This window comes from Pseudomonas sp. C9D1, from assembly GCF_056491235.1.
Genome location: NZ_JBSZIE010000002.1, coordinates 2,264,070 through 2,276,624 on the forward strand (window position 1 = coordinate 2,264,070; position 12,555 = coordinate 2,276,624).

Consider the following 12,555-nt stretch of genomic DNA (forward strand, 5'->3'; position numbering starts at 1 on the left):
TCATGCACAACAACACCACCCGTTGGTTCGCCCCTACCGCCCTGGCCGCCGCCCTGCTGGCCAGCGCCCACACCGCCCAGGCGGCCGAACCGCAGTACAGCGTGCAGCGCACCGGTCCGCTGTGCGCCACGGCGCAGAACCCGAACACCTACAACACCAAGTACCTGAGCTTCTTCACCGCCCTGGTGCAGGCCAAGGACGACTGGTTGTTCCGCTCGCGCAACGACCTGCGCACCGACTTCGGCACCACCCCCTACGGCTACAGCGAGTTCAAGCGCCTGCGCGACGCGCTCAAGGCCAAGGGCATCGAGCTGATGGTGGTCTACCAGCCCACCCGCGGGCTGATCAACCGCGAGAAGCTGACCGATGAAGAGAAGGCCCGCTTCGACTTCGAGCTGGCGAAGAAGAACTACCTCAAGACGGTGGCGGACTTCCGCAAGACCGGTATCTGGGTCACCGACCTCTCGCCGTTGTTCGACGAGCAGGGCGTGGACACCGACTACTACTTCAAGGCCGACCACCACTGGACCCCGGCCGGCGCCGACCGCACCGCCAAGCTGGTGGCCGAGACGCTGAAGGAGATGCCCGGCTTCGCCGACATCCCCAAGAAGGAATTCTCCAGCAAGGTCGTCGGCCTGCTGCCCAAGGCCGGCACCCTGCACAAGACCGCCGGCCAGCTGTGCGGCACCACCTACGCCACCCAGTACGTCGAGCGATACGAGACCGAAGCCTCGGGCGAGGCCGGCGGCGACAGCCTGTTCGGCGACGAGTCGAACCCGCAGATCGTCCTCGTGGGCACCAGTAACAGCGGCCCGGCCTACAACTTCGGCGGCTTCCTGCAGCAGCACAGCGGCGCCGAGGTGCTCAACATGGCGGTCAGCGGCGGCGGCTTCGACAGCGCCCTGCTGCAGTACATGAGCAGCAAGGAATTCCACGAGAACCCGCCGAAAATCATCGTCTGGGAATTCGCCACCCACTACGACATGGCGCAGAAGAGCTTCTACCGCCAGGCCCTGCCGCTGGTGAACAACGGCTGCGAAGGCCAGAAGGCGGTGATGCACAACAAGGTGAAGATGAAGCCCGGCGCCAACGAGGTCTTCGTCAACGGCCAGAACGGCGCGGTTAAGGACATCCGCGGTGGCGACTACCAGGTCGACCTGACCTTCAGCGACCCGTCCGTGCACGAATCCAAGGCCACCATCTGGTACCTCAACGGCCGCCGCGAAAACTTCAAGATCGAACAGAGCGACCGCGTCGACACCGGCGGTCGCTATGCCTTCGAACTGCGCAACGACCCCGACTGGCGGGACCTCAACGTCCTCGCCCTGGAAATCCACAGCCCCGAACAGATGCCGGAAAACCTCAGCGTCGACGTGACCCTGTGCAAGCGTCCCGGCAACGGTGGCGACACCCTCACGGCCAAGGCCGAGTGAGGAAGGAGGCCCCATGAAACATCCACTCAGCCTGCTCGCGCCCTGCCTGCTCGGCGGCTTCCTGCTCGCCGGCCAGGCGAGCGCGGCCGACCTGGTGCCACCGCGCGGCTACTACGCCCCGGTGGATATCGACGACAAGAAGCCCGAGGCCTGCAAGGCACCGCCGCAGCCCTACACCGCCAAGCTCGACTTCCGCAGCAAGTACGAGGGCTCCGACAAGGCCCGTGCGACCCTCAACCCGGTGGCCGAGAAGGCCTTCCGCGAGAAGACCGCCGACATCACCGAGATGGAGCGCGGCGTCAACAAGATGGTCATGGCGTACATGCGTGAAGGGCAGCGTCCGCAGCTCGAGTGCGCCCTGCAATGGATGACCAGCTGGGCCCAGGCCAACGCCCTGCTCAGCACCGAGTACAACCACACCGGCAAGTCCATCCGCAAATGGGCGCTGGGCAGCCTGTCCTCTGCCTACCTGCGGCTGAAGTTCTCCGACAGCCACCCGCTGAACGCCTACCAGACCCAGACCCAGGTCATCGAATCCTGGTTCTCGCGCCTGGCCGACCAGACGGTGCACGACTGGAGCGGCCTGCCGCTGAAGAAGATCAACAACCACTCCTACTGGGCCGCCTGGTCGGTGATGGCCACCGCCGTCGCCACCAACCGCCGCGACCTGTTCGACTGGTCGGTGGACCAGTTCCGCGTGGCCGCCAGCCAGGTCGACAACGACGGCTTCCTGCCCAACGAACTCAAGCGCCAGCAACGCGCCCTCGCCTACCACAACTACAGCCTGCCGCCGCTGGCGATGATCGCCGCCTTCGCACAGGCCAATGGCGTGGACCTGCGCGAAGAGAACAACGGCGCCCTGCGCCGCCTCGGCGAGAAGGTCATCGCCGGTGTCGACGACCAGGAGCCCTTCGACGACAAGACCGGCAAGGACCAGGACATGGACGAACTGGAGAAACACGCCAAGTTCGCCTGGCTCGAACCCTGGTGTGCCCTCTATGGCTGCAAGCCCGACACGGTCGAGTGGAAAGACTCCATGGGCCCCTACAAGACCTTCCGCCTCGGCGGCGACGTGACCCAGGTCTTCCACCCAAAGAAGGAGGGCAGCAGCGGTAGCTGATGCAGCGCCCTCCCCTACCCGGGGAGGCGCCTGACGGAATGAACCGACCGCGCAGCAGACGCGGCGGCGCAAGGATTTGAACGCCACACCCTGGGGAGGGAATGGCGGGTCGCACACCGGGCTGGAATGCCCGGCGGCGGCCCAGAAAGTTACGTACAAGTGGAGAGACTCGGATGGTCTTTTCTTCAAACGTGTTCCTGTTCCTGTTCCTGCCGATCTTCCTCGGCTTGTACTACCTGGTCGGAACGCGCTATCGCAACCTCCTGCTGCTCATCGCCAGCTACGTGTTCTATGCCTGGTGGCGGATCGACTTCCTCGCGCTGTTCGCGGGGGTCACGGTGTTCAACTACTGGATCGGCCTGCGTGTAGGCGCAGCCGGCGTGCGCACGAAAGCGGCGCAGAAATGGCTGCTCCTCGGCGTGGTGGTGGACCTCTGCGTCCTCGGCTACTTCAAGTACGCCAACTTCGGTGTCGACAGCCTCAACGCCATCATCACCTCGTTCGGCATGGAGCCCTTCGTCCTCACCCACATCCTGTTGCCGATCGGTATCTCGTTCTACATCTTCGAGTCCATCAGCTACATCATCGATGTGTACCGTGGCGACACCCCGGCAACCCACAACCTGATCGACTTCGCGGCCTTCGTGGCGATCTTCCCGCACCTGATCGCCGGCCCCGTGTTGCGCTTCCGCGACCTGGTCGACCAGTTCAACCACCGCACCCACACCGTCGACAAGTTCGCCGAGGGTTGCACCCGGTTCATGCAGGGCTTCATCAAGAAGGTCTTCATCGCCGACAGCATCGCGCCCATCGCCGACCATTGCTTCGCCCTCTCCGACCCGACCACGGGGGATGCCTGGCTCGGTGCGCTGGCCTACACCGCGCAGCTGTACTTCGACTTCTCCGGCTACAGCGACATGGCCATCGGCCTCGGCCTGATGATGGGCTTCCGCTTCATGGAGAACTTCAACCAGCCCTACATCAGCCAGTCCATCACCGAGTTCTGGCGGCGCTGGCACATCAGCCTCTCCACCTGGCTGCGCGACTACCTCTACATCAGCCTGGGCGGTAACCGCGGCACCACCTTCCAGACCTACCGCAACCTGTTCCTCACCATGTTGCTGGGTGGCCTGTGGCACGGCGCCAACTTCACCTACATCATCTGGGGCGCCTGGCACGGCATGTGGCTCGCGATCGAACGTGCCCTCGGCGTCGACGCCGCGCCGCGTGTGCTCAACCCGCTGCGCTGGGCCTTCACCTTCCTTCTGGTGGTGGTCGGCTGGGTGATCTTCCGCGCCGAAAACCTCGACGTCGCCTGGCGCATGTACGCCGCCATGTTCAGCTTCGGTGACCTGGGGCTCTCCGAGCTCAACGCCGCCCAGCTGACCAGCCTGCAGATCGCCACCCTGGTGCTGGCCTACGTGGTGCTGGCCATCTTCGGCATCCGCCAGTTCTACACCAAGCCCCTGGCCGGTGCGCCCAAGGCCCGCGCCGAGGAACAGGTCGACGCCAACGGCCCGGCCACCGCCCAGCCGCGCACCCAGCAGGGCGGCGCCAACGACCCGGCGGCCATCGCCTACTCGCCGAGCGGCGGCCTGGTCTGGCAACAGGCCTGGATGACCCAGCTGCCGGTACTGGCGACCCGCATCGCGCTGCTGGTGCTGTTCGCCGCCTCGATCCTGAAGCTCTCGGCGCAGAGCTTCTCCCCCTTCCTCTACTTCCAGTTCTGAGGAGCGCAACCATGAGCAGAACTGCCAACACCCTCTACATCGTGGTCTTCGCCGGCATGCTGCTGGCCCTGAGCCTCTGGTCCATGCGCGGCATCGTCGGCTTCAGCGTCGCCAAGGAAACCACCGTGCTCAACGGCAAGCTGGCCCACGCCTTCGAGAAGCACTACGACGATGAATTCCCGATCAAGCAGATCGGCACCAACCTCTGGGCGCTGGTGGACTTCGGCCTGTTCGGCGAAGGCCGCCAGGGCGTGGTGATCGGCAAGGACGGCTGGCTGTTCTCCGACGAGGAGTTCGACCCGGTCGCCGATGGCAGCCGCCACCTGCAGGAAAACCTGGCGCTGATCCAGGGCGTGCGTGACGAGCTGGCCGGGCGCGGCGTGACCCTGGTCCTGGCCATCGTGCCGTCCAAGTCGCGCCTGTACCCCGAGTACACCGGCGAAGCCCGCCCCACTGCCCTGCGCCAGGACCTCTACGCGCAATTTCGCGGCGCCGCCCGCAAGGCCGGGATCATCGCCCCGGACCTGCTCGGCACCCTGGAGCAGGCCAAGCACAACGGCCAGGTCTTCCTGCGCACCGACACCCACTGGACGCCCCTGGGCGCCGAGGCGGTGGCCAACACCGTGGGCGAGGCCGTGCGCAGCGCGGCGCCGCTCTCGGGCGATGCCCAGGAGTACGTCACCGAGGCGGTGAAGAACGAGGACTACAAGGGCGACCTGACCCGCTTCCTGCCCCTGGACCCGATGTTCGAAAACCTCATGCCGGCACCGGACAAATTGCAGAAACGCGAGACCCGCGCCGCGGTCGAAGGTGAAGCCAGCGGTGACTCGCTGTTCGCCGACAGCCAGGTGCCGGTGGCGCTGGTGGGCACCAGCTACAGCGCCAACCAGAACTGGAACTTCGCCGGCGCCCTGCGCCAGTCGCTGCAACGCGACCTGGTCAACCACGCCGAGGACGGCCACGGGCCGATCCTGCCGATGCTCAAGTACCTCAAGAGCGACGAGCTGAAGGACGCCGCGCCGCAGCTGGTGATCTGGGAATTCCCCGAACGCTACCTGCCGATGGCCAACGACCTCAGCGAATTCGACCCGCAGTGGATCGCCGAACTGCGCAAGGGCGGCGGCACCCCGGGCGAGCGCCTCGCAGCCACCGCCGCCAACTGAAACCCAGCAGTGAGGGCCCGCCCCGCGAGCCCTCGACGACTGTGGCCCTACCGGGCCATTTCAAGAAAGAAAGATGGAGGAACACCATGAACCGACAGAAGAAACGCAACTGGACGTCGTATGCCTGCGCCATCGCCCTGGGCCTCGCCGCTGTGCATGCACAGGCTGACGAAGGCGGGCTCTACGGACCCCAGGCACCCAAGGGATCGGCCTTCGTCCGCGCCTACAACGCCGGCAGCAGCGAACTCAGCGTCAACGTCGGCAACACCGCGTTGAACGACGTCGCCCCGCTCGGCTCCAGCGACTTCAAGTTCCTGCCCGCCGGCAACTACAGCGCCCAGATCGGCGCCACCAACCTGCCGGTGAAACTGGAAGCCGACCGGTACTACACCCTGGTCAACCAGCCGGGCGCCGAGCCCAAGCTGGTGGAAGAGCCGGCCTTCAAAAACAAGCAGAAGGCCCTGCTGCGAGTGCAGAACCTCTCCGACGCCAAGCTCACCGTGAAAACCGCCGACGGCAAGACCGCCGTGGTCGAGGACGTTGCGGCCCAGGGCCGTGGCGAGCGCGAGATCAACCCGGTGAAGGTCAACCTCGCCCTGTTCGACGGCACCCGCAAGGTCAGTGACCTCAAGCCGGTCTCGCTGCAGCGCGGCGAAGTCGTCTGCCTCTACATCACCGGCAGCGGCGGCAAGCTCTCCCCGGTCTGGGTCAAGCGCCCGGCCGAATCCTGATGTACCCGGCCCGGGGCCGAGAGCCCCGGGCAACGCTTCGTACCCGCCGCAAGAGACAGTGGGACTACAAGACAGAAATCAGTGATCGATGTGATGAGCAATCTATCCACAAACGACAAGCGATTTTAGGAGATACACCCATGATTCCTGTGATCCTCTCTGGCGGTAGCGGCTCCCGACTCTGGCCCCTTTCGCGCAAGCAGTACCCCAAGCAGTTCCTGGCCCTGACCGGTGACCACACCCTGTTCCAGCAGACCCTGGAACGCCTGAACTTCGAAGGCATGCAAGCCCCGGTGCTGGTGGCCAACAAGGATCACCGCTTCATCGTCCAGGAGCAGCTGGACGCCATCAAGGTCACCCCGCAGGCCATGCTGCTCGAACCCTTCGGCCGCAACACCGCGCCCGCCGTCGCCATCGCCGCCATGCAGCTGCTGGCCGAAGGCCGCGACGAGCTGATGCTGGTGATGCCGGCCGACCACGTGCTGGAAGACCAGCGCGCCTTCCAGCAGGCCCTGGCCCTGGCCACCATCGCCGCCGAGAAGGGCGAGATGGTGCTGTTCGGCGTGCCGGCCCTGCGCCCCGAGACGGGCTACGGCTACATCCGTGGCAAGGATTCCGCCGGCAGCCTGCCGGACGGCATCAGCCGCGTCGCCCAGTTCGTCGAGAAACCCGACGCCGAGCGCGCCCAGCAGTACGTGGACTCCGGCGACTACTTCTGGAACAGCGGCATGTTCCTGTTCCGCGCCAGCCGCTTCCTCGATGAACTCAAACACCACGACGTGGACATCTACGACACCTGCCTGCTGGCCCTGGAACGCAGCCAGCGCGAAGGCACAACGGTGACCATCGACGCCGCCACCTTCGCCTGCTGCCCGGACAACTCCATCGACTACGCGGTGATGGAGAAGACCCAGCGCGCCTGCGTGGTGCCGCTGTCCGCCGGCTGGAACGACGTCGGCAGCTGGAGCTCGATCTGGGAAGTCCACGACAAGGACAAGGACGGCAACGTCACCAAGGGCGACGTGGTGGTGCAGGACAGCCACAACTGCCTGGTGCACGGCAACGGCAAGCTGGTGTCGGTGATCGGCCTGGAAGACATAGTCGTGGTCGAGACCAAGGACGCCATGATGATCGCCCACCGCGACCGCGTGCAGGAGGTCAAGCAGCTGGTCAACGAGCTCGACGCCCAGGGCCGCAGCGAAACCCAGAACCATTGCGCCGTGTACCGCCCCTGGGGCTCGTACGACTCGGTGGACATGGGCGGCCGCTTCCAGGTCAAGCACATCACCGTCAAGCCCGGCGCGCAGCTCTCGCTGCAGATGCACCACCACCGTGCCGAGCACTGGATCGTGGTCTCCGGCACCGCCGAGGTGACCTGTGACGACAAGACCTTCCTGCTCACCGAGAACCAGTCGACCTACATTCCCATGACCGCGGTGCACCGCCTGACCAACCCCGGCAAGATCCCCCTGGAGATCATCGAGGTGCAGTCCGGCAGCTACCTGGGCGAGGACGACATCGAGCGCCTGGAAGACGTCTACGGCCGCAGCGACGCGGTATCGGTGAGTCATGTGACAGCACGCTGAGCCTCCTTCCCCCATCGGGAGGCCCATTCCCCCTGTGCCAGCAGGGGGAATGGCGTGCGCCAACCCAGGGGGCCCAGCCGGGCCCCCGCGCCTGGCACATCCCACCCCGCATCGCCGCAACGTAATGCGCTAGCATTGAGCCCCTCGAAACCCCACGGGCGTTCCCATGCTGATCGGTGCGATCCTCATCCTGACCTGGCTGATCCTGGTCATCCGCCACCCCGCCAAGGCCCTGCCCATCTCCCTGGTCGCCGTGCTCGGCATCGGTCTGGTCGCCGCCTGGGTGCTCTGGGAGGAGCGCGTGGTGAACCGCCAGCTGGCCCTGCTCGACGTGCGCGTCGGCTACGCCCCCGACCAGTGCCCCGCCGACCGCCCCCTGCAGATCCGCGTGCACAACGGCAGCAGCACCACCCTGCTGGACCTCGCCTGGGTGATCCAGGCCTACCGCCCGGGCGATACCATCAACCTCACCCAATCGACCTACGAGGCCGAACGTTCCCTCGGCCCGCCGCGCCTGCAGGCTAGCGCCGACTGGAGCGACTGCCTGCCCCTGCCGCCCCTGCGCAGTGGCTACCGCCCGCAGACCCTGGAGTTCCGCGCCGAGCGATTACATGGCAGATTCACCGACTGAACACCCCCCCGCTGTCGCCTCCACCACAACAAGACCAACAAGGAACCCAGCAATGAGCCAACCCGTTGCCCTCATCACCGGCTGCTCCAGTGGCATCGGCCGCGCCCTGGCCGATGCCTTCAAGCACGCCGGTTACAGCGTCTGGGCCTGCGCCCGCAAGGCCAATGACGTCGACGCCCTCAATGTCGCCGGCTTCATCGGCGTGCAACTGGACGTCAACGACGAGGACGCGGTGGCGCAGCTGGGCGAGCGCCTGCAACGGGAAACCGGGCGCCTCGACGTGCTGGTCAACAACGCCGGCTACGGCGCCATGGGCCCGCTGCTGGACGGCGGCACCGACGCCCTGCGCCGGCAGTTCGAAACCAACGTCTTCTCGCTGATCGGCCTCACCCGCGCCTGCTTCCCCGTGCTGCGCGCCAGCCGCGGCCTGGTGGTCAACATCGGCAGCGTCTCCAGCGTGCTGGTCACCCCCTTCGCCGGCGCCTACTGCGCCTCCAAGGCCGCCGTGCACGCGATCTCCGACGCCCTGCGCCTGGAACTCGCGCCCTTCGCCATCGAAGTGATGGAAGTGCAACCCGGCGCCATCGCCTCCAGCTTCGGCGCCAACGCCAGCCGCGAAGCCGAAGCCGTGATCGCCGAAGGCTCGCCCTGGTGGCCGATCCGCGACGGCATCCGCGCCCGTGCCCGCGCCTCCCAGGACAACCCCACCCCCGCCACCGAATTCGCCCGCGACCTGTTCGCCGCCATCCAGCGCCACCCGCGCCCGCGCCTGCTGCGCCTGGGCAACGGCAGCCGCGCCCTGCCGCTGCTCGCCACCCTGCTGCCCAAGGGCCTGCTGGAATCGGTGCTGAGAAAGCGCTTCGGCCTCAACGTCGCCCTGGAACGCCCGTGAACGACCCGCGCCCGGCCTTCACCCTGCGCTACGCCATCGGTGGCGTAGCCCTGGCGATGGTGCTCAACCTCGCCCTGCGCAGCCTGGTCAAGGTCGGCGGCCTGCTCGCCACCCTGGTCATCGCCGGTGCCGTCGCCCTGCTCCTCGCCGCCGCCTTCCGCCTCATCCAGCGCCGCGCCCCCAGCCGCGGCGAAGCCTGGCGCATCGTCCTCGGCTACGGCGCCCTGCTCGGCGTCCTCTACCTCGGCCTGCTCGGCATGATGACCCTGCAGGACCAACCCAGCCCCATGGCCGTCTTCCTCTTCTTCCTGCACTACCTCTGCTACCCCGCCTTCGCCTGGCTCACCCTCCTCGCCCGCCGCTGACGCCCCGCCCGTTGGGCCTCGCTGCGCCCGCGCCAACCTACGTCCATCCCCCGCACGGGCTTCACCGCTGCGTAGGGTGGATGCCGCTCTTTGCATCCACCATGCGGCCTCTTCCCGAGCATCACGGCCTCAGGCTATAAACGCGACCTGTCGGCACGCCCGTCGGCGGACAAGGAGCGGCAAAATGCAGGGAAGACTGACGGCGCTGGCGCTGGTAGCTGCGACACTCGCGGGGTGCGATGCCATTGTCACGGTGGAAGGCACCATCGAACCCCGGCTGTTCGCGCGCTCCAAATGCGAGTCTTTCATTCGAAACTCGACGGGGAAGTCATCCTCGTCAGAAATCCTTGAGGCCACCTTTTACGACGGCATGATGGTGTCGCCATTCGGCGACGATCTATACACCGTCCGCGTCGACTGCAAGGCCCACGACGGCACACTGCTGGCCAGCCGCCAGGAAATCGTGACCCTCGGTGACGAGGCCTCGACCCTCTACATGGGCCTGATCAGCACGGAGCCACGCAAGGGACGGAGCCATGAGCCCGACTGGGTCATCGCCGAGAAGGCACCGCCCCCACCGCCCGAACCCACCTGCCCTCGCCGTGAATCACCGAGCGCCTACACCCAGGCATTCGACGCCATCGGGCAACGCCTCGCCGAGGATGGCCAGCAGAAGGTCGCGATGAAGCGCCTGAACAGGCTGGCCCACCGCAATGGCTGGCTGCTGGTAGAGGCCGAATACGAACGCCTTGGCCCCATGAGCTTCCTCCTGGAATCCGACCAGCAAGGCTATGCCGTGAAAAGCTACTTCGTCGGCACCACCCCGAGCGGCAAGCGCAGCACGATCATCCGCACCCTGTTCGAGCAGGAAGCGCCCAGCGTGCCGCCCGACCTGCTCGCCTGCCTGCTGGACTGACACCTCACCCCCCACACCAACGCAGCGGACCCGAACCCCGCCCCGTTGGGCCTCGCTGCGCTCGGCGCCAACCTACGCCCAGCTCCCCCCGCTCGAACCTCACCGGTGTGTAGGGTGGATGCCGCTCTTTGCATCCACCATGCGGCGCCCACCCGAATACCAACCTCCCCCCGAGGCACGCCCCCTCACAGTTGCAGGTCGATCCCACTAGAATCCCAGGCTCCCCCATCGGAACGATCCCCATGCACCTGCGCCCCATCGAGTTCCCCCGCGACGCCGAAGCCCTGAGCGCCTTCGATGCCGGCTACGACACCCACCTGCTCTACCGCGTGGAGCGGCAGGGCCTGGCCTTTGCGCTGGTCGAGGAACGCCGCGCGGAGCCCTTCCGCAAGCGCTATGACGCCGAGGGGTTCGCCGAGGATGTCGAGGACGCCGACTTCGCCCTCGCCGCCGTGGCCGAGGACGGCAGCCTGGCCGGGTTCGCCTGCGTACGGCTGGAGGAATGGAACCGCAGCGCCGAGCTGAGCGCGCTGTTCGTCGCGCCGGCCCACAAAGGCCAGGGGCTGGGCCGGCGGCTGCTGGACGAGGCGACCACCTTCGCCCGCGCCAGCGACGCGCGCTGCCTGTGGCTGGAGACCCAGAGCAGCAACCACCCGGCCATCGGTTTCTACCTGAAATCCGGCTTCGCCTTCAGTGGCCTCAACACCGCCCTCTACGACCCGCGCGAGACCGCACCCGAGGAAGTCGCGCTGTTCTTCAGCCAGCCCCTGGGCGCCTGAAAAACGTTGGAACCGTCGCCCTCCCCGCCTCACTAAAAAGAGAACAAGGGGGAACCGATGGATTATCTCGACCTGCTGCAATGGCCGGCGATGCTGGTGACGGTGGCCGCCGCCTGGCTGATCGGCTCGAAGAAGCCAGCCCGGCGCCACATCGGCTTCTGGGTGTTCCTGGCCAGCAACCTGCTGTGGATAACCTGGGGCCTGTACGCCCACGCCTGGGCGCTGATCGTGCTGCAGCTGTGCCTGGCGGCGATGAACATGCGCGGCGCGAAGAAGGCAGAGGCATCCACCTAACCGCCCGCGCGGCCCAACCGCCAGCGTGCACCGGACAAGCGGGCCGGCAGCGCCAGGATCAGGATCGCCAGGACCACCGCGCCCGCCCCCAGCCATTGCGCCAGCCCCACCTCATCGCCCAGCAGGGCCGCCGCCAGCGCCACCGCCGTCAGGGGCGCGACGGCCGTCAGCGTCGCCGCCTCGCTGCCACTGACCCGTGCCGCGCCGGCATACCAGAGCAGGAAACCACCCACGGTCGGCACCAGCGCGTACCAGGCCAGCGCCGCCAGGGCCACAGTCGAAGGCATCGCCACCGGCAGCTCGAACAGGGCCACCGGCAGCGGCACCAGCAACCCCAGCGCCACCATCGCCGTCGCCTGCTGCAAGGCACCCAACGGCTGCGCCATGCGCTTGTTGAGCAGGATGAAGGCGCTCTCGCAGAACACCGCCCCGAGCACATAGAGCACCCCCACCCAGGACGACTGCCCGGGCGCCTGCCAGGCCACCGCCATCACCCCGACCGTGGCCAGCAGGGCACTGGCCAGCAGCCGCAGGCCGGGCCGCTCCTTGAGCACCATGACCGAGAACAGCGCAGAAACAGCGGGCAAGGTCCCCACTATCACCCCGGCATCCGCCGCCGGCAGGTGCTCCAGCCCGGAAACCAGCAGCACCGTGTAGCCCACGCTGCCAGCCGCCGCCTGCAGCACCAGCAGCCCGCGGTCGCGCCAGCCCAGGCGCGGCCAGGGCACCGGGCTGCGCGCCAGCAGCAACAGCAATACCGGCAGCGCCAAGGCGAAGCGCGCCGCGGTGGCGAGGAACGGCGGCACGGCGCCGGCCAGGAGTTTGGAGGCGATGACCGTGGTCCCGACCGTCATCATCGCCAGCGAAAGCAGCAGATATCCCTGTAGGCGTCTCGACACCGGGTGTCCTCCCGAA

The 12,555-nt window shown here is 67.0% G+C and carries 13 protein-coding genes; 12 read left to right on the forward strand and 1 reads right to left on the reverse strand.

Features of this window, described 5'->3' with window-relative positions:
- Window positions 1–2 precede the first annotated feature (2 nt).
- From ACXI0U_RS18650 to ACXI0U_RS18705, 12 genes are all read left to right on the forward strand, one after another.
- Window positions 3–1,433 (forward strand): alginate O-acetyltransferase, encoded by a 1,431-nt coding sequence (locus ACXI0U_RS18650; RefSeq protein ID WP_184487464.1) that lies wholly within the window; start codon window positions 3–5, stop codon window positions 1,431–1,433.
- 13 nt (window positions 1,434–1,446) lie between these two features.
- Entirely contained in the window at window positions 1,447–2,553 is a 1,107-nt protein-coding gene (locus tag ACXI0U_RS18655) for a mannuronate-specific alginate lyase (RefSeq protein ID WP_271658938.1), read from the forward strand.
- A 173-nt stretch (window positions 2,554–2,726) separates the two neighbouring features.
- Window positions 2,727–4,283, forward strand: a complete 1,557-nt coding sequence (locus tag ACXI0U_RS18660) for an MBOAT family O-acyltransferase (RefSeq protein ID WP_043239986.1) — start codon at window positions 2,727–2,729, stop codon at window positions 4,281–4,283.
- Window positions 4,284–4,294: 11 nt separating this feature from the next.
- A complete protein-coding gene (locus tag ACXI0U_RS18665) occupies window positions 4,295–5,446 on the forward strand; it encodes an alginate O-acetyltransferase (protein ID WP_021220911.1) in 1,152 nt (383 codons plus the stop codon).
- Window positions 5,447–5,532: 86 nt separating this feature from the next.
- A complete protein-coding gene (locus ACXI0U_RS18670; RefSeq protein WP_021220912.1) occupies window positions 5,533–6,177 on the forward strand; it encodes an alginate O-acetyltransferase AlgF in 645 nt (214 codons plus the stop codon).
- Between the two features lie 140 nt (window positions 6,178–6,317).
- Window positions 6,318–7,763, forward strand: coding sequence for a mannose-1-phosphate guanylyltransferase/mannose-6-phosphate isomerase (locus tag ACXI0U_RS18675; RefSeq protein WP_431482641.1), 1,446 nt, complete (start codon window positions 6,318–6,320; stop codon window positions 7,761–7,763).
- 166 nt (window positions 7,764–7,929) lie between these two features.
- Window positions 7,930–8,394: a multidrug transporter gene (locus tag ACXI0U_RS18680; RefSeq protein WP_431482642.1), complete on the forward strand. Its 465-nt coding sequence runs from the start codon at window positions 7,930–7,932 to the stop codon at window positions 8,392–8,394.
- 52 nt (window positions 8,395–8,446) lie between these two features.
- Window positions 8,447–9,286 carry an SDR family oxidoreductase gene (locus ACXI0U_RS18685; RefSeq protein WP_043239976.1) on the forward strand — a complete coding sequence of 280 codons (840 nt, stop codon included), beginning with the start codon at window positions 8,447–8,449 and terminating at the stop codon, window positions 9,284–9,286.
- A complete protein-coding gene (locus tag ACXI0U_RS18690; protein ID WP_021220916.1) occupies window positions 9,283–9,651 on the forward strand; it encodes a hypothetical protein in 369 nt (122 codons plus the stop codon). Before ACXI0U_RS18685 ends, ACXI0U_RS18690 begins: the two co-directional genes overlap by 4 nt.
- 184 nt (window positions 9,652–9,835) lie before the next feature.
- Complete coding sequence (locus tag ACXI0U_RS18695; protein ID WP_479550668.1) at window positions 9,836–10,567, forward strand: hypothetical protein; 732 nt, start codon at window positions 9,836–9,838, stop codon at window positions 10,565–10,567.
- 242 nt (window positions 10,568–10,809) lie between these two features.
- Window positions 10,810–11,346, forward strand: coding sequence for a GNAT family N-acetyltransferase (locus ACXI0U_RS18700; RefSeq protein ID WP_431482644.1), 537 nt, complete (start codon window positions 10,810–10,812; stop codon window positions 11,344–11,346).
- Window positions 11,347–11,403: 57 nt separating this feature from the next.
- Window positions 11,404–11,640, forward strand: coding sequence for a hypothetical protein (locus ACXI0U_RS18705; protein ID WP_431482645.1), 237 nt, complete (start codon window positions 11,404–11,406; stop codon window positions 11,638–11,640).
- On the opposite strand, the gene ACXI0U_RS18710 is transcribed toward ACXI0U_RS18705, so the two are convergent.
- Window positions 11,637–12,539, reverse strand: a complete 903-nt coding sequence (locus ACXI0U_RS18710) for a DMT family transporter (RefSeq protein ID WP_431482646.1) — start codon at window positions 12,537–12,539, stop codon at window positions 11,637–11,639. The genes ACXI0U_RS18705 and ACXI0U_RS18710 overlap by 4 nt on opposite strands.
- Between the last annotated feature and the right edge of the window lie 16 nt (window positions 12,540–12,555).

Excerpts from the sequence above, each read along its gene's own strand:
- ACXI0U_RS18650 (WP_184487464.1), top strand. The coding sequence starts at position 3 with ATGCACAACAACACCACCCGTTGGTTCGCCCCTACCGCCCTGGCCGCC.
- ACXI0U_RS18655 (WP_271658938.1), top strand. The coding sequence starts at position 1,447 with ATGAAACATCCACTCAGCCTGCTCGCGCCCTGCCTGCTCGGCGGCTTC.
- ACXI0U_RS18660 (WP_043239986.1), top strand. The coding sequence starts at position 2,727 with ATGGTCTTTTCTTCAAACGTGTTCCTGTTCCTGTTCCTGCCGATCTTC.
- ACXI0U_RS18665 (WP_021220911.1), top strand. The coding sequence starts at position 4,295 with ATGAGCAGAACTGCCAACACCCTCTACATCGTGGTCTTCGCCGGCATG.
- ACXI0U_RS18670 (WP_021220912.1), top strand. The coding sequence starts at position 5,533 with ATGAACCGACAGAAGAAACGCAACTGGACGTCGTATGCCTGCGCCATC.
- ACXI0U_RS18675 (WP_431482641.1), top strand. The coding sequence starts at position 6,318 with ATGATTCCTGTGATCCTCTCTGGCGGTAGCGGCTCCCGACTCTGGCCC.
- ACXI0U_RS18680 (WP_431482642.1), top strand. The coding sequence starts at position 7,930 with ATGCTGATCGGTGCGATCCTCATCCTGACCTGGCTGATCCTGGTCATC.
- ACXI0U_RS18685 (WP_043239976.1), top strand. The coding sequence starts at position 8,447 with ATGAGCCAACCCGTTGCCCTCATCACCGGCTGCTCCAGTGGCATCGGC.
- ACXI0U_RS18695 (WP_479550668.1), top strand. The coding sequence starts at position 9,836 with ATGCAGGGAAGACTGACGGCGCTGGCGCTGGTAGCTGCGACACTCGCG.
- ACXI0U_RS18700 (WP_431482644.1), top strand. The coding sequence starts at position 10,810 with ATGCACCTGCGCCCCATCGAGTTCCCCCGCGACGCCGAAGCCCTGAGC.
- ACXI0U_RS18705 (WP_431482645.1), top strand. The coding sequence starts at position 11,404 with ATGGATTATCTCGACCTGCTGCAATGGCCGGCGATGCTGGTGACGGTG.